The organism is Pseudomonas sp. Irchel s3a10, assembly GCF_900187525.1.
Classification (GTDB): domain Bacteria; phylum Pseudomonadota; class Gammaproteobacteria; order Pseudomonadales; family Pseudomonadaceae; genus Aquipseudomonas; species Aquipseudomonas koreensis_G.
Window position 1 is genome coordinate 330,053 of record NZ_FYDR01000004.1, and the last position, 18,286, is coordinate 348,338.

Genomic DNA, 18,286 nt, shown 5'->3' on the forward strand with positions numbered 1-18,286 from the left:
GCGCAGCACTCGCTCGCAGTTTTGCGTGGACCGAGTTTGGGGCCGCTTCGCAGCCCAGCGGGAGCAAGCTCCCTCGCCACAGGTTAAGCATCGGCAGCTCCCAGGAGGATTCGTCCGCTGGAGCAAGTCGCGGTGTCGTTACGGTAGGCGAAATACAGTTTGCCGCGCTCGGGATCGAAACGCAGGTGCAGCTGGACTTCATCGCCCGGGCGTACCAATTGCTGGAATTTCAGCACTTCCATGCCGGCAAATTTGCCAGACAGGTTCAGCAGTTGTCGGCCAAGGTTCAGCGCCCATTCGACTTGCACCACGCCGGGCAGCACCGGGGCCTTGGGGAAGTGACCGCTGAAGTAGGCCAGGTCCGGTGGAACACTCAATTGCAGGCTCCACTCGCCGTCGGTTTCGACCTGTTCCACCACTTCTGGAGCTTTCGGCCGTGGCGCCAGCAGCAGCGCTTCGATGTCGGCCTGCGGCAGCTTGCCCTGGCTGTTCAGTGGCAGTTGTCGCACCAGACGCCAGCGCCGGGGCAAGGCCAGGGCTTCGCAATGCTGGCTCAGGTGTTTGCGCAGGGCTTCGGTCAGGCTGCGGCGGCCCTGCTCACGCAAGGCAAACAGGCCCGCCTCGCTGAGCACCATCAAGGCGCCAAGCACCGCACGGTTTTCTTGAACCACGCCCAACCGTGCTTCGGTGACCCACTCGTGGGCGACCAGTGCCTGTTCGAGCATCGGCAGGGAGATGCGCTTCTCTTCGAGTTTGACGATGCGGTCCAGCCGCCCGAGCAGTTCGAAACGTCCGTCGGCGGCGATGCGCACGGCATCGGCGGTATGTTCGACATGCCCGGCCGGCAGATAGGGAGAAGCGATCAGCAGGGCGCCGTCGCTGTCCTGGCTTAGCTCAACCCCGGCGAAGGGCTGCCACAGACTGGCGCCCTGACGCCAGGCGATGCCGCCGGTTTCCGAGCTGCCGAGGATTTCGGTCGGCCACTGTTGCAGGCGTTGCTGCAGGCTCTGCGCCGCGTCTGCGGGTAAAGCGCCGCCGGAGGAAAACACCCGGCGCACGGCGCTCAGGGCCGGCCAGTCGAGGTTGTCGCCCATGCGCTTGAGCAATGCCGGGCTGCCGACCCAGGCGAAGGCCGGGTGTTCGCGGCTGGCGCGCTGCAGGTCTTCCGGAAACGCCAGTTGCCTGCGCACGAACGGCCGTCCGGCGCACAGCGGCCACAGCACCCGGAACAGCAAACCGTAGATGTGCTGGGTGGCGACGCTGCCGATGATCCAGGCTTCACCGAGATCTGCGCCCCACAGTTGCTCCAGCGCTTCGACCTCGTTGGCCAGTTGGTGCACGGTCTTGTCGATACGCTTGGGCTCGCCGCTGGAGCCGGAGGTGCACAGGCTCAGGCGGCACTGGTCGAGATCCAGTTCAGCGCCGGGCAGGGCCGGCTGCAGCAGATCGTTCAAGTGAACATCCGCGCTGTGATCGGTCAGCCATAGATCGACTTCATTCGACCAGCGCTGGCGGGTCTGCGCTTGCAGGTCAGCGGGCAGCAATACACTGACACCCGCGCGCCAGGCCCCGAGCAGGGCGATGGCGAGGTCGGCAGCATCTTCCAGATGCACCGCCATACGCTGCACGCCGCGTGCCTGCAGGCCGGCGGCAACGCTCAGCGCCTGTTCGCGCAGTTGCGTGTGGTCGAGGGCCGGGGCGGCGCTGATCGCGCGTTCCGGCAGGGCCTTGAGCAACAGTTGCTCAAGTTTTATCCAGTTCATTTACGGCCTCTTACCCGTTGTCGTATCAGCCATTCAATGGCAAACATCAGGCCGATCAATCCGTAGGAGATCAGACCGGTGTACAACATCCACCAATGCAGCGGCGCCCACAGGGTCAGGAGCGCGGCGCACAAACCGTTGCAGAAGAAAAACACGCTCCAGGCCACCGTGACCTGACGGGTGTAGCGGATCGCCTCGGGCGGTAATTGCGGCTCGCGCAATCGCGCCAGACGCTCGACCATTGGCGGCCCGTATTTCAGGCTCAGGCTGAACAGCACCAGCATGAAACCGCTGATCAGCACCGGATACCAGCGCAGTAACAGCGGACTGTCGAACAGCGCCAGCAGCAGGCAGAACCCGATCGCCACGCACGCCATCCAGCGGCTGCCGGGCTTGCGCTCGCCGGTCAGTGCGCGCGCCAGCCACAACCCGCCCAGCAGCAGTCCGAACTGCCACGGGGCGAAGTGCTCCATGCCGAAATACACCGCAAAGGGGTACAGCAGCCCCGCCAGCAGCAGGCCGAGGCCGATCAATCGGCTCATGCGGCCGGTTGAACCAGACGGTAGACCGCCTCGACCACGTCGCCGACGGTGCGCACCGATTTGAATTCTTCGGCGGCAATTTTCTTGCCGGTCTGACGTTTGATGTGATCGATCAGGTCGACCGCGTCGATGCTGTCGATCTCCAGATCCTGATACAGGTTGGACTCCAGGCTGATCCGCGCCGGATCCAGTTCGAACAGCTCGACCAAGGCATCGCGCAGGGTGTTGAAAATGTCGTCACGAGTTTGCATGGTCCGGTCTCAAGCTGCCTGTTTTGCCGTGACGAACGCCGCAAGGCTCGCCACGTTGGTGAAGTGGTTACGGGTGTCTTTGGCGTCGGCGTCGATCTTGATGCCGTACTTTTTCTGGATCGCCAGACCCAGTTCCAGTGCGTCGACGGAGTCCAGGCCGAGGCCTTCGCCGAACAGCGTCTGGTCGTCGCCGATGTCGTCGGCGCTGATGTCTTCGAGGCCGAGGGCGTCGATGATCAACAGTTTTATGTCACGGTGCAGATCGCTCATCTTCGGCGAGCTCCTTGATGAAGTAAGTGTGCAAATAGTCGTTGAGCTTGCGCGAGGCTTGCGGGGCGGGGCCTTGCGTGGCGAAAGTCTGTGGATCTATATCGGCCCCGACACGGAAACTGAAGTGCACGCGACGGCGGGGGATGCGATACCAGGGTTCGGCCTTGGTCAGGGTAGTCGGACTGACCTTGATGACCACTGGCGTAAGGATTTTCGCACCGCGCAGGGCAATCGCCGCGGCCCCCCGATGAAAGGCCGGTGCCTGCCCCGGCTGGGTGCGGGTGCCTTCGGGAAAGATGATCAGGGTCTGGCCGTTTTGCAGGGACTCGGCGGCGGCGTCGAGCATGTCCATGCTGCCGTCATTGCTGATGTATTCGGTGCGGCGCAGCGGGCCGCGGGTGAACGGGTTTTCCCACAGGCTTTTCTTCACCACGCAATTGGCCTGGCGCACCAGACCGATCAGGAACACCACGTCGATCAGCGACGGGTGGTTGGCGATGATCATCTGCCCCGGGCGGCCGAGGCGTTCCGCGCCTTGAATGTCGTAAGTCAGCACGCCGGTGCGGGCCATGAACCGCACAAAAAACCAGAACAGCCGACTGACGGTCTGCCGCGCGCGCTGACGATGTTTCAGTGCATCCCCGGGCAGACAGCCAAGCAGCGGAAAGACCAGCAGCCGCAGGCACAGCCCGCCGAGCCCGAACAGGGCGAAACTGGCGGCGGTGGCCAGCAGGCGCCAGTAATAGGCGTCGCGGTTCTTCTCGGTCACGGGTTGCGTTGCCAGGTCCATACACGATTTTTCCAGGCATGTTGGCAATGGGGTTGCTGGCCGAGCAGGGCGCGCAACAGATTCAGCGCGTGGGGCCAGTGCGCTTTGGACAGTGCTTGCGGGCCGCTGTTCAGGGTCAGCCGCCAGTCGGTACCGGGGGTGAGCAACAGACCCAGCGCATAAGGGAACGGCACGTCGTCGATCCACTGCGAATAGGCCTGTGGCGGCTGTTCTTCGGTGATGATCAGCAGCACCGCCGGCGCGCCCTCATCGAGCAGGGCGGCGGCTTCGAGGATGCCGTGTTCCAGGCCATCGCCTGCGGCCGCCAGTGCAGTCATTTCGCTGGTTTCGCCGCGCATGATCGACCACAGGCCGATGATCGCGTTGTGCACCGACAGGCTGAACTGGGTCGGCGACAACGGCTCGTCCTTGGCCAGGTCACTGAGGATCTCGAAGGTGCGCGGGGTTTCGCCGTGTCGTGAAACAAACACCAGCGGCAGGTTCTCCCGTCCGTCGGCCAGCGGCCAGCCGACACTGAACGCCATCCGCGCCAGACGGCTGAGGCGTCGACGCTGCATGGCTGGCAGAAACGACACATCGGGCGCGACATCGCTGCCCGGGAGCACGACCGGTTGTCGGCTCCAGGCCTGCCACGCGTCCACGCTGTCGAGCCCCGGGGCCCACGCGCGCCATTGGGCGATGTTGAAGTTGATCACGGATGTTCATCCCGCCCCTGCGGGCTTTTATGACGCTTTGAGTCGCCAGGGCCGCGGCTGACTTGACGTGGCGCATGGCGCCGGGTGGCGCGCATTATCCCGGTGCGACGGGTGTGTAGCAAATGTTGGTTACGTTTTGCGCAACGAAATGTACCGAGTGGTTCGTGGAAAAAATGTCACTTGGCCATTATCCGGATCGTGCGGGATTTGTCTGTCGGGCATATCAGCGCAATCGCGAGGTTTTTGCCCACTGTGCCCGCTGATTTTTGCGCCTGACTCTGTAGTCCGCGTCGTTGAGGTAGCGAAGCGTGCGCACAGGCAACTACACTCGGTCATTCTTTGATACACGGAGGTTTTGTCATGCGGCGCGTGGTGTTCAATCAGAAAGGTGGCGTGGGCAAATCCAGCATTGCCTGCAATCTGGCCGCGGTGAGTGCCAGCGAGGGCTATCGCACGCTGTTGGTCGACCTCGACGCCCAGGCCAACTCCACTCAGTACCTGACGGGGCTCACCGGCGATGACATACCGATGGGCATTGCCGACTTCTTCAAGCAAACCTTGTCATCAGGACCGTTCTCGAAGAAAAACCAGGCCGACATCTACGAAACCCCGTTCGACAACCTGCATATCATCACCGCCACCGCTGAGCTGGCCGATCTGCAGCCCAAGCTTGAGGCCAAACACAAGATCAACAAGCTGCGTAAGTTGCTGGATGAGCTGGATGGCGAATACGACCGGATTTATCTGGATACGCCACCGGCGCTGAACTTTTATGCTGTGTCGGCGTTGATCGCCGCCGATCGTGTACTGATTCCCTTCGATTGCGACAGCTTCTCGCGCCAGGCGCTGTACGGGCTGCTGGCGGAGATTGAAGAGTTGAAGGAAGACCACAACGAAGGTCTGGAAGTCGAAGGCATCGTGGTCAACCAGTTCCAGGTCCGGGCCAGCCTGCCGCAACAGATTCTCGATGAGTTGATTGCCGAGGGCTTGCCGGTGCTGCCGGTGTACCTGAACAGCTCGGTGCGCATGCGCGAGTCGCACCAGGCCAGCACCCCGCTGATCCACCTCGACCCACGGCACAAGCTGACGCAGCAGTTCGTCGAACTGCACAACCTGCTCGAAGACCACTGATTTGCTGAGCGACGCAGATCCACTGTAGGAGTGAGCCTGCTCGCGATGGCGTCCTGTCAGCCAACATATGAGTTGATTGACCGGACGCCATCGCGAGCAGGCTCACTCCCACATTGGGTTCTGTGTGGTATCAGATGCCCTGGCTACGCAGCCACGCCATCAACTGCGGCAACGGAAAGGCCCCGCTCTGGCGCGCCACTTCCCGACCGTTCTTGAACAGAATCAGGCTCGGAATCGAACGAATCCCCAACTGCGCCGACAACTGCTGATTGGCCTCGCTGTCGAGCTTGGCCAACCGGCACTTGCCCGCCAACTGCGCCGCCGCCTGCTCGAACACCGGCGCAAACGACTTGCACGGCCCACACCAGTCCGCCCACACATCCACCAACAACGGCAGATCACCTTTGATCTGGCTGGCGTAGTCACCTTGCTTGAGTTCGAACGGCTTGCTCAGCAGTACCGCGGATTTGCAGCGCCCGCATTTTGGCTGGTCGGCGAGGCGTTCGGCGGGGATGCGGTTGAGGCCGTTGCAGGCGGGGCACGGGATAAGGAGTGGTTCAGACATGATGGGCTCTCGGGCAGGAAGTCTATAAGACTGATCTGGAGGCAAAGTCGCGATTATCAAGGAATCGGTCTGTAGGTCATTACCATCGTCACTTAAGGAAAGGACCTACGCGCGTCGGTGCTGAATCTGATTATCTGTATTTGATCCAATTGGTAATCTTGAGCAGACCTGAACCAAATAACGCTTGGACTCCCATCCCTATGGCCTTCACAACGGGTAAACGTCTTTCGCTCTCACAGCTTTTAGAAGGATCTGAGTCTGTTAAAGACTTAAATGTCCGCGCGATTTACTCGTTTGCCGGGGACTTTGTTGGTTTCGAGAATGTTTGGCTAGATTCCGGTGCTGACCAAAATCCGGATTTCTTTCCTCGTCCTCTGCGTCGGCCAGAAAATGAAGATGACTACGACGCCTTGGTTCAGGCCGTCGACGAGATCCTTGAGATAACCGGTGATGATGGCTCGCATCCACTCGCGAGCCTGCTGGACATCATCAGTGACTGGATTGAGGAGTGGGATCGCACGCATCATCCGGTGCCTAAACCACCAGGTCATGAAGTGTTGGGATATTTAATGCGTGAACATGGTTTGACCCAGAGCGATTTGCCCGGGGTCGGTACTCAGTCAGTTGTCTCGGAAATCCTGAGCGGCAAGCGGCAGTTAAACTTGCGGCAGGTTCGCTGGCTGGCCGAGTTTTTCAAGCTTCCTGTAGACGTATTTGTCTAAGACGTCTCAGGAAGAACAACTGATCTCCAGATGCTTGCCCCACTCCGGTGGCCGTTCGGCATAACCTTCCATCCCCGGCTGCTCGTCGAACGGTTTGCTCAGCACCGCATGCAGCCGGCGCACCTCGGAGTAGTCGCCTTGTTCGGCGGCGTCGATGGCTTTTTGCGCGAGATAGTTGCGCAGGATGTACAGCGGGTTGACCGCGTGCATCCGCGCCCGGCGCTGTTCCTGATCGCTGTCGCCTTCACGGGCAACCCGTGCCACGTAGCGCTCGCCCCAGGCGTCGAAGCCTTTGATATCGACGAAGTCATCACGCAATCGGGCGACAGCCTGTTCTGCTGACTCTTCGCCGAGATGGCGGAAGAACAAGGTGTAGTCGACGCCGCTGTTCTGCATCAGTTGCAGCAGGTCTTCGAGCAGTTTCTGGTCGTCATCCTCGGCGGTGGTGAAGCCGAGGCGGCGGCGCATCAGGTCGAGGTAGTGCGCCTGGAACAGCGGCAGGTACAGGCCGAGGGTTTCGCGCAGGGCTTCGACACTGATGAACGGCGTCAGGGCCTGGGCCAGAGCGCTGAGGTTCCACTGGCCGATCGGCACCTGGTTGCTGAACGAGTAGCGGCCCTGATCATCCGAGTGGTTGCAGATGAAGTTGGCGTCGAAATCGTCGAGGAAGGCGAACGGGCCGAAGTCGAAGGTGATGCCGAGGATCGACATGTTGTCGGTGTTCATCACCCCGTGACAGAAGCCGTAGGCCTGCCACTTGGCGATCAGTTCGGCGTTGCGCTCGACGATCTCGCGGAACATCGCCAGATACGGCTCCGGCTGCTCCAGGCACTCGGGATAGTGCATCGCCAATACGTGTTCGCCGAGCAATTTCTGCTGCTCGGGACGCTTGGTGTAGTAGAAGTATTCGAAGTGGCCGAAGCGCACATGGCTTGGCGCCAGACGCAGTACCATCGCCGCGCGTTCCTGCTTTTCGCGCCACACCGGAGTGTCGGAGCCGATCACGCAGGCTGCCCGTGAAGACGGGATGTTCAGCCCGTGCAGTGCTTCGGAAGCGAGAAACTCACGGATCGACGAACGCAGCACAGCGCGGCCATCGCCCATACGCGAAAACGGCGTCTGTCCGGCGCCCTTCAGATGCAGATCCCAGTGTTCGCCAGCGTCGTTGTAGACCTCGCCCAGCAACAGTCCGCGACCATCACCCAGTTGTGGCGTGTAGCCGCCGAACTGATGCCCGGAATAGACCATCGCTCGTGGTTCGGCATCGGCCCACAACTTGTGGCCGCCGAACAGTTCAGCAAATTCCTGAGTCTCAGCGGTTGCCGGATCAAGATCGAGCAAGGCCAGGGCCGCCGGGCTGGCGACGACCAGACGCGGGTTGTCGATCGGCTCGGGCAGCACATGGGCGGAGAACGCGTCGCCCAGGCGGGCGAAGCGATTGTCGAAGGTCAGTTCGTCGAGGGCTTTCAAGGGCCGGCTCCAGCAGAATGTCCGAGCATTCTGCTGGGATCAGACCGGTTAGTCGAGTTTGGCCGGCGGCGGCTCTTGCAGCGGTTTCTGATCGTCGGGGATCGGTACGATGGTTTTGGTCTCCGGCTCGATCGGCACCATCTTGTATTCCTGACCGTGGAGGTTCTTCAGGTACACCTCCATCTGGCGGAACGAGATGTTGATGTGCTGCTTCTTGAACTCGCGGTTGATGAAGCGGTTGACCTCATCGAGTACCGGGTTGCGGTCACCGAGGTCACGTACGTGCATGCGCAATTCGTGGTCGAGGGTGCTTTCGCCGAAGTTGAGGAAGTACACGTGCGGCTCGGGTTCCTTGAGCACGCGCGGGTTTTCCCGGGCGGCCTTGAGCAGCAGTTCCTTGACCAGATCCAGATCGGAGCCGTAATCCACGCCGAGTTTCAGCGTGACGCGGGTGATGGTGTCGGTCAGCGACCAGTTGATCAGTTGCCCGGTGATGAACGTCTTGTTCGGGACAATGATGTCCTTGCGGTCGAAGTCGGTGATGGTCGTGGCGCGGATGCGGATCTTGCTCACCGTGCCCGACAGGTTGCCGATGGTGATGGTGTCGCCGATCCGCACCGGACGTTCGAACAGGATCATGATGCCGGAGATGAAGTTGGCGAAGATCTCCTGCATACCGAAGCCGAGGCCGACCGACAGCGCCGCCACCAGCCACTGCAACTTGTCCCAGCTCACACCGAGGGTCGACAGGGTCGAGACAAAACCGACGCCGGCGATCACATACGACAACAACGTCGTGGTCGCATAGGCGCTGCCCTGCGCCAGATTGAGTTTCGACAACACGAACACTTCGAGCAGACCCGGCAGGTTGCGCGCCAGGGCGAAGGTGATGCCGATGATGATCAGCGCGCCGAGCATGTCGCCGATGCTGATCGGTACCATGCTCATGTTGGCGCCGGTGCCGCTGGTGTATTCGTAGAGGGTGATGTTGTCGAGGTACGAGAACACCGAAATCAGGTCGGCCCAGACCCAGTACAGCGCGGCGATGAAGCCGCCGAGCAGCGCCAGACGGATCAGGCGCAGCGACTGTTCGTTGACCTTTTCGATGTCCAGGGTTGGCTCCTCGATCACCGCTTCGCCGTCGCCGGCCTCTTTCGCGGCCTGACGTTTGGCCAAGGCGCGCTGGTAGGCCAGACGGCGTGCGGCGACCGCCAGACCACGGACGAAGGTGGCTTCGATCACCAGCCAGAACATCAGCAGGTACAGGGTGTTGATCAATCGGTCGCTGAGTTTCAGTGCGGTGTAGTAGTAGCCGAAGCACACCGCGACGAACAGGGCGATCGGCAGCAGGGTGAACATCACACCGACGGCCTTGCGGAACAGCGAGGTGTTTTCGTGGGCCGGGCTGCTGATCAGCAGGCGGCTGAGCAGCCACGCCATCAGCGCGTAGCAGGTCAGCACCACCGGCATGCCGAGCACGTCGTCGGCCAGCGCTGCCGGTTGCAGCTCGGCGACGGCCACCACGGTCACCAGGGCCATCACCACCAGTCCGAGGCGACGGATCCAGCCCTGAAGGAACTCGACCTGCGGCTTGTCCCAGCGGAAGTGCAACTCGGCCACACCGCCCGGCGAGAGAATCCGGTAAGCGGTGTAGAACACCAGCCACGCCTGGCCCATCTGCAGCAGCGCCGCGCCCATGTTGGCGTTCTGCCCACGGGCGTCGATCTGCAAGGCCAGGCCGCACAGGCCCAGACCGAGCGCCACCGGCATCGCTAGCAGAATGTTGATCAGAATCGCCTGCGGCGTATGCCACTGGCTGTCACGCTTGAAGTGCCCGATGTCCTGGTGAACCTTGTTCAGTCGCGCGTACAGCGCTTTGCGTCGCCACAGTAGAGCGCCGATCAACAGGGCCAGCGGCAGGAACAGCAACGGGCGCTGGGTCAGACCGTCGGTCAGCTCGCTCAGGCTTGAGGCCAGCGGCAGGGTGTCGATCTGACGCTTGAGCCGCTCTGGCACGCCGCGAATCCATTCAGCGTCCAGCGGTTTGTTGCTGGGGATCCAGAACATCTGCTCGTCAAGGGTCGCACGCAGGCTCTGCGCGGTGCTCAGCAATTGTTTCTGGTTGAGTTGCAGGGTGATCGATTCGTTGAGCACCGCGCTCAGTTCGCGGTTCAGGCGCTCCAGCAGATCGGCGCGGGTGTTGGCCAGTTCCATCAGGCTCTTGCGCAGTTGCGGGGTGACTTGTTCCGGCGGCTGGGTGGAGAGCAGGTTGTCGACGTAGGTCGCCGGATTGCTCAGGAGTTCGCGCTGCTGGCTGACTTCGAACTGATACAGGCGAATATCGGCGATCTGGTCCGCCAGATCGCGGTCGACCTTGAGTCGCGGCAGCGCCTGTTTCTGCTTATAGAGAATCTTCGACAGCAGCAGGCTGCCCTTGAGCACGTTGATCTGCTCGTCGAGGGCCGAATCGCTTTGGGTCAGGCTGTCGAGCTGCTGTTTGGTCTGCAGGTTCTGCTGAGTGACTTCGTTGAGGCGGTCGGTGCTTTTGAGCAGGTAGTCGGAGAGCTTGAGGTTGGCTGCACTTTCGGTGGCGAGCAGGCTGCTGCCGCCGGCCTTCTGTGCCTCGATCGACTGCTGAGTGACAGTTTCCTGAGATTGCGCCAGACGCTTCTGGTTGATCAGGGTCTGCAGTTCCTGGATCTCACGGTCGAGACGGTCGGACTTCTCCGAGAGCAGGTCGTGCTGACTGTTGCCCAGATCCTGCAACTGGCTGTTGCCCGCCAGTTCCTGACGGCGCAGCGGAATCAGTGAGTTCAACGCAGCGAGCTCGGCGTTCAACTGGTCGCGCTGCTCGGCGCTGACGGTCTTGCCCGCGTCCTTGCCGGATTTGAGGATGTTGTTGATCTGCTGGATGCGCGTCTGGCTGGCAGAGATTTCTGCCTGCGCACGCTCGGGGCGAGTCTGGGCGGTGATGATCAGGCTGTTGGCATCGGCCAGGGCTTTTTGCAGGTCACTTTGCTGGGTCGAGCGATCAGTGAGGATCTGCTCCAGCTGCTGGATCGACTCTTTGCTGAAACGCTGCGCCACCGGCACCACCGCCGTGGCCTTGAGGCGTGACAGTTCGCGGGTATTCTCGATGGTCTGCCGAGGGGCGGAGGCCAGTTGCTGCTTGAGGTCGATCAGCTTCTGGTCGTAATCACGCCGGCTGTTGAGTTGATTGAGCGTGGTTTGCAGGACTGACTGCAGGGACTTCTTGTCGGCATCCGGCAGTTTGCTGTCGGCCAGCTTGTCCAGGCTGGCCTGCACGGCTTCGCTGGACGGCGGTTCGGCGGCGTAGAGCGGGCCGACGGAAAGACTCAGGCCCAGCAGGGCCGCGAAAAAGAAGGAGCGCAGGGTAGGCATAGAGACCGGTCAAGCAAGTGAGAGTGGACGCAGTTTAGAGGAAGAGACCGGGGCCCGGGCGACTTCCTTCGGGGAATCTGACGCCCACTTTGCCGATCTTGTTCCCGTCCATTACCGCGACCGTCCAGTGGGTGTTGTTCCACTCCACCTGGTCGCCAACGATCGGTGCACCCCCGACCTTTTGGGCAATGAACGCACCCAGGGTCATGTCCGGATCGATGCCTTCGGCCGGTAGGCCATACAGCGCGGCAACCGCTTTAAGCTGGGCGTCTCCTTCGAGCACGAAGTCGCCGAAGAAGCGCAGATCCAGACCGCGTTGTGGCGCCTGGCTGAACAGTTTTCCGAGCGCTGGCAAGTTGTGTTCATGGCCGATAACACACAGCAAATCATCGACTTCCAGCACCGTACTACCCGACGGATGGAGCAGTTGCTGGCCACGAAACAGGGCGGCGATGCGGGTGCCTTCGGGCATTTTCAGCTCGCGCAGGGGCGAACCGATGCACCATTTCTCGGCGCCGAGCTTGTAAACGAACAGCTCCCACTCGCTGGTGATGTGCACTTCCAGTGCCGAACGGGAGATAGGCGCCGGCTCGGGCGGCACCGTCACCTTCAACAGTTTGGCCACCCACGGCAGGCTCGTGCCCTGCACCAGCAACGACACCAGCACAATGAAGAACGCGAGGTTGAAGTACAGCTGCGCATTCGGCAGCCCGGCCATCAACGGGAACACCGCGAGAATGATCGGTACCGCGCCGCGCAGGCCGACCCAGGAAATAAATGCTTTCTCGCGGCCGTGGAACGCCTTGAACGGCAGCAGACCGACCAGCACCGACAGCGGCCGGGCGAACAGAATCATCCACAGCGCCAGACCCAGAGCGGGCAGGGCGATCGGCAGCAAATCGTGCGGGGTAACCAGCAACCCCAGCACGAGGAACATGCCGATCTGTGCCAGCCATGCCATGCCGTCGAGCATGTGCAGAATGCCGTGACGGCTGCGCACCGGGCGGTTGCCGATCACCAGACCGCACAGGTACACCGCAAGGAAGCCGCTGCCGTGCAGGGCGTTGGTCAGGGCGAACACCACCAGACCGCCGGCAATCACCAGAATCGGATACAGGCCGGTGGCGAGGTTGATCCGGTTGACCAGTTGCAGCATCAGCCAGCCACCGCCCAGACCGATCACGCCACCGATACCGAATTCGCGGATCAGGTGGGTCAGCAGGCTCCAGTGCAGGCCGGTCTGGCCGCTGGCGAGCATGTCGATCAGGGTCACGGTGAGGAACACCGCCATCGGATCGTTGCTGCCGGATTCGATTTCCAGGCTGGCGGTCACCCGTTCGTTGAGACCCTTGCCGCCGAGCAGCGAGAACACCGCAGCGGCGTCGGTGGAGCCGACGATGGCGCCGATCAGCAGGCCCTGAATCAGGTTCAGGTCGAACAGCCACGCCGCCGCCATGCCGGTCAGCCCGGTGGTGATCAGCACCCCGACCGTCGCCAGCGACAACGCCGGCCACAGCGCCACGCGAAAACTTGAAACCCGTGTGCGCAAGCCGCCGTCGAGGAGGATCACCGCCAGTGCGAGGTTGCCGACCAGATAGGCCGTCGGGTAGTTATCGAAAATGATCCCGCCGCCATCGACCCCCGCCGCCATGCCGACCGCGAGAATGATGACCAGAATCGGGATGCCGAGACGGGAGGAAAGTGAGCTGACAAGAATGCTTGCACCTACCAGCAACGCGCCGATCAAGAACAGGCTGTTGATGGTCGTCGCATTCAAAGGCAGTACTCCAGAAGCGTAAAGACGGGCACAAACTGACCATGCAGTCTGCGTGCCAGCGATTCTAACCTGTTGAAATGTGATGCTGTCAAAAAGCTTTTTGCAAAGCAGTCACATCGTTTGTATGGCGGGTGATGACTGTGGCGAGGGAGCTTGCTCCCGCTGGGGTGCGCAGCGCCCCCAAATGCAGATGCTGCGGTTTATCAGGATAAAGGTTTATCAGGATAAACAAGTTGGCTGGATCAGCGACTGCTGCGCAGCCGAGCGGGAGCAAGCTCCCTCGCCACAGAGATTTCATTTACTTCAAGGTAAATGTTGTTACAGGCTGAACCGCCCGACCATATTGTTCAGATCCAGCGCCAACCGTGACAGCTCGTTGCTCGCCGCACTGGTCTGATTCGCGCCGGTGGCCGATTGCACCGACAGGTCGCGGATGTTCACCAGGTTGCGATCCACTTCGCGGGCCACTTGCGCCTGCTCTTCGGCAGCGCTGGCGATCACCAGGTTGCGCTCGTTGATCTCGACGATCGCGGTGTTGATGGTGTCCAGCGACATCCCGGCACCCCGGGCGATGTTCAGGGTCGATTCGGCGCGCTCGGTGCTGTTGCGCATCGAGTCCACGGCGTGTTCGGTGCCGCTCTGGATGCTGCCGATCATGCGTTCGATTTCGCTGGTCGACTGCTGGGTGCGATGCGCCAGGGCACGCACTTCATCGGCCACCACGGCAAAACCACGCCCGGCTTCACCGGCACGCGCCGCTTCGATCGCTGCGTTCAGGGCCAGCAGGTTGGTCTGATCCGCCAGACCACGAATCACGTCCAGCACCTTGCCGATGTCACGGGATTCATTCGCCAGATCGCCGATCAGGGTCGCGGTGCTCTGCACGTCGGCGCTCATGCGTTCGATGGCGCTGACGGTTTCCTGCACCAGGTCGCGGCCGTCGCCGGCCGAAGTGGTGGCGTTCTTCGAGGCTTCCGAAGTGCTCACGGCATTGCGGGCGACTTCTTCCACGGCGCTGGTCATCTCGTTGACCGCGGTGGCGGCCTGTTCGATTTCGTTGTTCTGCTGGGTCAGGCCACGGGCGCTTTCGTCGGTGACGCTGTTCAGCTCTTCCGCCGCAGATGCAAGCTGGGTGGCCGAGCCGGAGATGCGCTGCAAGGTGTCGCGCAGCTTCGATTGCATCTTGGCCATTGCCGCGAGCAGGCGCCCGGCTTCGTCGCTACCGTCGACGTGGATCGGCTGGGTCAGGTTGCCCTCGGCAATGGTTTCCGCCGCGTCCAGCGCTTTGGAAATCGGCTTGGTGATGCTGACGGTCAGCAGCCAGGCGAACAGGAAGGTCAGGCCGGTGGCGATCACCAACAGGGTGACCACCAGATTGAACGCCGAGGAATACTGGTCGGCCGCTTCCTGATTGGTCTGGCTGATCTGCTCGCCGTTGATCTGCATCAGGCGGTTGAGCACGGTGTTCATCGCTTCGGAGTTGTTCAGCAACTCGGTGTTGAGCAGGTTGCGCAACTCGTCCACCTGATTGTTGCGCGACAAGCTCTTCATCCGGTCTTCGATCTGCCGGTACTGGCCGAGCAATTGCACGTATTGATCGTAGGCGGCGCGTTCTTCCGGGCTGCCGATCAACGGCTCGTAGGCGGTCTGGGCGGCACGAATCTGCTGATTGCGCATGTCCAGCAACTCGACGGTCTTCTGCTGCACGTCCGGCTCGCGGTTGACCAGCAAACGATACGACAGCACCCGCAGGCGCAAGGTCAGCTGGGTGAACTCGTCGAGGTTCTTGATGCTCGGCACGCTGCTGGACGTGATGTCCTCGGCAGCGCCACGGATTTTGCTCATCTGGTTCAGGGCAAACACGCCGAGAATCAGCATCAGGCCGCCGATCAGGGCGAAACCGGTGAACGCCCGGGGGGCGATATTCATATTGCGAAGGGACATGGCGCGGATACCAAAAAGGGCCGCATCCATGCGGGCTGAGACTGCTGTATGGATGACTTATCGGTCATACGACTAAAGTCTTGAGGCACTGTGCGTATTTGTCGCATATGGGCCTGGGCGACGAAGTGCAGGAACCAGATCGGCAGATCACAGTCTTTTAAACTCGCGAGAACGGTCGGCCGCCAGGAAAATCAAGGCCTTGCGCCGGTATAACCCTGGCATCCGCAGTGACTTTTCTTTATCGTACGCGCCCTTTGAAAAACGCTTGGAAGATCAAAATGTTGGAAGCATCCCTCAGCCAATTGGAACAGCTCGTCAGCGACCTGGTGCAACAGAACCAGACCCTTGCGCAAACCAACCAGACCCTGTCCACGGAACTGGCCCAGGCCAAGGATGAAAACGAAAGCCTGCAACTGAGCCTGATGGAACAGGAAGAGAAGCACGGCGCCACCGCAGCGCGCATCCAGGCTCTGGTTGATCGCGTCAACGCAGGCCCTGTCAGCGCATGAACCACGGCACCGCAGGGGTAAAAGTCATCTCCATTCTCGGGGAGGACTATTCGATCAAGGCACCGGCCGGGGAAGAACAGACCCTGCTGGACGCCGCACTGATGCTCAAGGCCGCACTGGCCGACACCAAACGCAAATACCCGACGCTGATCGGTGACCGCTTGCTGGTGCTGGCAGCGATGAACCTGTGCTCGCAGCAGATCGAAATGAAGAAGCAGCACCAGGAAGAACTCGACCGTTACCAAGAGCAAGTCAGCGCCACGGTCGACACCATCGCCAAGACCATCAATCAGGGCTGATGGGGTTGCGCACAACCAAAGAATAGATTGTCGATCGGATTGTATACAATCGGCACGGCTGTTGCATTGTTTCGGCCACTTATTCTTTGGGGGTGCTCCATGCAGTTGTGGCGACGCAGTATTCAATGGCAGCTGATTCTCAGCATGGGCACCGCCCTGCTGGTCAGCATCCTGATCGTGGTTGGCATTTATACCCTGGTGGTCAACCGCCTCGCCCAGAACTATCTGGTCGAACAAGCGCTGCCGTCGAGCATCGAAGCGACGCGCAACGATATCGAACGCATCCTCGTCCAACCCCTGACCGCCGCCAAAGACATCGCCAGCAACAGCATGGTGCGCGACTGGCTGGCAGCGGGCGAAGACAACAGCAAAACAGCGGCTTTCGCGCAGTATCTGGAAGGCATCCGCGCCGAACATAAAGCCTTCACCGCATTGATCATCGGCACCGACTCCAATCACTACATTACCGAAAAGGGCCTGGATCGCACCCTCAGTCGGGCCAAACCGGCCGATGCCTGGTTCTACTCCTTTCTCGATAGCAATCAGCCGCGCACCCTGAACATCGACAACGATGGCGCCACCGGAGAATTGGCGCTGTTCATCGACTTGAAGGTCGAGCACGCCGGCAAGGTGGTCGGCGTGGCCGGGTTGGGCCTGAGCATGAAAGAGCTGTCGGAGCTGATCCACAACTTCAGCTTTGGCGAGCGCGGCAAGGTCTACCTCGTGCGTTCCGACGGTTTGATCCAGGTCCATCCCGAGGCGCAGTTCAGCGGCAAGCGCACCCTCACGGAGCAGATCGGTGCGTCGGCGGCGCAAGCGGTCATGGGGCAGAAAGTCGCCAGCAACAGTTCCTTCCAGCGCGATGGCGAAGACTTCCTCGCCTTCAGCCTGCCGTTGCGTGATCTGGGCTGGACGCTGGTGGCCGAAGTGCCGCAATCGCAGATCTACGCCGAAGCCCGCAAGGCGATGTGGATGAGTGGCGGTATCGGCCTGGCGGTGGCTTTGGTGTGCCTGGCGCTGGTGGTGTGGCTGGCCCAAGGGCTGGTGCGGCCGATTCGTCAGGTAACAGCCGCGCTGGTAGCGATCGGTAGCGGCGGTGGAGATTTGACCCATCGGTTAGATTCCAGTCGCGCCGATGAGCTGGGCGATCTCGCGCGCGGCTTCAACCGTTTTCTCGACAGCCAGCGCGGGCTGATTGGCGAAGTGCTGACCACCAGTGAGCGCTTGCGCACGGCGGTCGGCCAAGTGGCGAAAGTGGTGGAAAACACCGCCGAACGCTCCGGGCGCCAGCAGGAAATGACCGACATGGTCGCCACGGCGGTGCATGAAATGGGCCTGACTGTGCAGGAAATCGCGCAGAACGCCGGCAACGCCGCGCTGGCTTCACAAACTGCTCGCGATGAAGCAATGCAGGCGCGGGAAGTGGTCGGTGGCTCGATCCGCCATATTGAACGCATGTCCGACGAGATTGGCGTGGCGGCGGGCGCGGTCGGTGAGCTGGCGCATCAGGTGGCGTCGATCGATTCGGTGCTGGCGGTGATTCGCGGGGTGTCCGAGCAGACCAATCTGCTGGCGCTCAACGCGGCGATTGAAGCGGCGCGCGCCGGAGATATGGGGCGCGGGTTTGCGGTAGTGGCGGATGAAGTGCGCACCTTGGCGCGCAGAACCCAGGCCTCCACCGACGAGATTCAGCAAATGATCGGCAGCCTCAAGCAAGGCGCCGAGAATGCCGTGTCATCGATGCGTACGGGTCAGGCTGCGACCGGCACCGGGGTTGAGTCGAGCCAACGTACGGGCGCGTCGTTGACCGCGATTACCGGACAGGTCGAGCGCATCAGCGACATGAACCATCAGGTGGCGACCGCGACGGAAGAACAATCGGCGGTGACTGAAGAGATCAATCGCAACGTGCAGGGGATTTCCGATCTGGCCCGGGCGACGGCAGGGGAGGTTCGGGCCTGTCGCGAGGATTGTCAGATGTTGCAGAAGCTGGCGGATGATCTGGCGAGGCAGATGGGTGGGTTCAAGTTGAGTTGAGAGATGTATTGCCTGAACTGGCGCCATCGCGAGCAGGCTCACTCCTACAAGGAAACACATTCCAACTGTAGGAGTGAGCCTGCTCGCGATTGGATTTCAACTGCGACACATAATCCGGA

16 protein-coding genes and 2 pseudogenes are annotated in these 18,286 nt (G+C 61.4%); 6 read left to right on the forward strand and 12 right to left on the reverse strand.

From position 1 onward, the window contains the following. Positions 1-83: 83 nt before the first annotated feature. Genes CKW11_RS14430 through CKW11_RS14455 form a run of 6 tightly spaced genes read right to left on the reverse strand, consistent with a single transcriptional unit; the run spans position 84 to position 4,311 of the window. A complete protein-coding gene (locus CKW11_RS14430) occupies positions 84-1,763 on the reverse strand; it encodes an acyl-CoA synthetase family protein (RefSeq protein WP_095138045.1) in 1,680 nt (559 codons plus the stop codon). Beyond that, positions 1,760-2,305 carry a hypothetical protein gene (locus tag CKW11_RS14435; protein WP_095138046.1) on the reverse strand — a complete coding sequence of 182 codons (546 nt, stop codon included), beginning with the start codon at positions 2,303-2,305 and terminating at the stop codon, positions 1,760-1,762. Before CKW11_RS14435 ends, CKW11_RS14430 begins: the two co-directional genes overlap by 4 nt. Next, positions 2,302-2,556, reverse strand: coding sequence for an acyl carrier protein (locus CKW11_RS14440; protein WP_003220947.1), 255 nt, complete (start codon positions 2,554-2,556; stop codon positions 2,302-2,304). The genes CKW11_RS14435 and CKW11_RS14440 overlap by 4 nt, the downstream gene beginning before the upstream one ends. Positions 2,557-2,565: 9 nt before the next feature. Next, a complete protein-coding gene (locus CKW11_RS14445) occupies positions 2,566-2,826 on the reverse strand; it encodes a phosphopantetheine-binding protein (protein ID WP_095138047.1) in 261 nt (86 codons plus the stop codon). Further along, positions 2,807-3,616 carry a 1-acyl-sn-glycerol-3-phosphate acyltransferase gene (locus tag CKW11_RS14450; protein ID WP_095138048.1) on the reverse strand — a complete coding sequence of 270 codons (810 nt, stop codon included), beginning with the start codon at positions 3,614-3,616 and terminating at the stop codon, positions 2,807-2,809. The genes CKW11_RS14445 and CKW11_RS14450 overlap by 20 nt, the downstream gene beginning before the upstream one ends. Then, positions 3,592-4,311, reverse strand: coding sequence for a beta-ketoacyl synthase chain length factor (locus tag CKW11_RS14455; protein WP_095138049.1), 720 nt, complete (start codon positions 4,309-4,311; stop codon positions 3,592-3,594). Before CKW11_RS14455 ends, CKW11_RS14450 begins: the two co-directional genes overlap by 25 nt. A gap of 360 nt (positions 4,312-4,671) precedes the next feature. Here CKW11_RS14455 and CKW11_RS14460 point away from each other — a divergent pair, with 360 nt between their 5' ends. Next, positions 4,672-5,442, forward strand: coding sequence for a ParA family protein (locus tag CKW11_RS14460; protein ID WP_095138050.1), 771 nt, complete (start codon positions 4,672-4,674; stop codon positions 5,440-5,442). A gap of 130 nt (positions 5,443-5,572) precedes the next feature. On the opposite strand, the gene trxC is transcribed toward CKW11_RS14460, so the two are convergent. Next, on the reverse strand, positions 5,573-6,007 hold the full coding sequence (gene trxC / locus CKW11_RS14465; RefSeq protein ID WP_095138051.1) for a thioredoxin TrxC: 435 nt from the start codon (positions 6,005-6,007) through the stop codon (positions 5,573-5,575). Positions 6,008-6,381: 374 nt separating this feature from the next. Here trxC and CKW11_RS14470 point away from each other — a divergent pair, with 374 nt between their 5' ends. Beyond that, positions 6,382-6,729 carry a type II toxin-antitoxin system HigA family antitoxin gene (locus tag CKW11_RS14470; protein WP_095138246.1) on the forward strand — a complete coding sequence of 116 codons (348 nt, stop codon included), beginning with the start codon at positions 6,382-6,384 and terminating at the stop codon, positions 6,727-6,729. A gap of 6 nt (positions 6,730-6,735) precedes the next feature. Here CKW11_RS14470 and selO read toward each other — a convergent pair whose 3' ends face one another. From selO to CKW11_RS29140, 5 genes and pseudogenes are all read right to left on the reverse strand, one after another. After that, positions 6,736-8,199, reverse strand: coding sequence for a protein adenylyltransferase SelO (gene selO, locus CKW11_RS14475; protein WP_095138052.1), 1,464 nt, complete (start codon positions 8,197-8,199; stop codon positions 6,736-6,738). Positions 8,200-8,247: 48 nt separating this feature from the next. Next, positions 8,248-11,601: a mechanosensitive channel MscK gene (gene mscK / locus CKW11_RS14480; RefSeq protein WP_095138053.1), complete on the reverse strand. Its 3,354-nt coding sequence runs from the start codon at positions 11,599-11,601 to the stop codon at positions 8,248-8,250. Positions 11,602-11,635: 34 nt separating this feature from the next. Beyond that, a complete protein-coding gene (locus CKW11_RS14485; protein WP_095138054.1) occupies positions 11,636-13,378 on the reverse strand; it encodes a potassium/proton antiporter in 1,743 nt (580 codons plus the stop codon). A gap of 318 nt (positions 13,379-13,696) precedes the next feature. Then, positions 13,697-14,569: a methyl-accepting chemotaxis protein gene (locus CKW11_RS29135; RefSeq protein ID WP_371917813.1), complete on the reverse strand. Its 873-nt coding sequence runs from the start codon at positions 14,567-14,569 to the stop codon at positions 13,697-13,699. 30 nt (positions 14,570-14,599) lie between these two features. After that, positions 14,600-15,352, reverse strand: a pseudogene (locus CKW11_RS29140) (MCP four helix bundle domain-containing protein); the annotation flags it as partial. Between the two features lie 248 nt (positions 15,353-15,600). Here CKW11_RS29140 and CKW11_RS14495 point away from each other — a divergent pair. The 4 genes and pseudogenes from CKW11_RS14495 to CKW11_RS29150 all read left to right on the forward strand — a co-directional run bounded on the left by CKW11_RS14495 (position 15,601) and on the right by CKW11_RS29150 (position 18,167). Continuing rightward, positions 15,601-15,831 carry a hypothetical protein gene (locus CKW11_RS14495; RefSeq protein WP_007967306.1) on the forward strand — a complete coding sequence of 77 codons (231 nt, stop codon included), beginning with the start codon at positions 15,601-15,603 and terminating at the stop codon, positions 15,829-15,831. Continuing rightward, the gene (locus CKW11_RS14500) at positions 15,828-16,130 is read left to right on the forward strand and encodes a cell division protein ZapA (protein ID WP_095138056.1); all 303 of its coding nucleotides are present in this window, start codon (positions 15,828-15,830) and stop codon (positions 16,128-16,130) included. Before CKW11_RS14495 ends, CKW11_RS14500 begins: the two co-directional genes overlap by 4 nt. A 144-nt stretch (positions 16,131-16,274) precedes the next feature. After that, positions 16,275-17,300, forward strand: a pseudogene (locus CKW11_RS29145) (cache domain-containing protein); the annotation flags it as partial. A gap of 135 nt (positions 17,301-17,435) precedes the next feature. Continuing rightward, positions 17,436-18,167 carry a methyl-accepting chemotaxis protein gene (locus CKW11_RS29150; RefSeq protein ID WP_371917877.1) on the forward strand — a complete coding sequence of 244 codons (732 nt, stop codon included), beginning with the start codon at positions 17,436-17,438 and terminating at the stop codon, positions 18,165-18,167. Positions 18,168-18,286 lie beyond the last annotated feature (119 nt).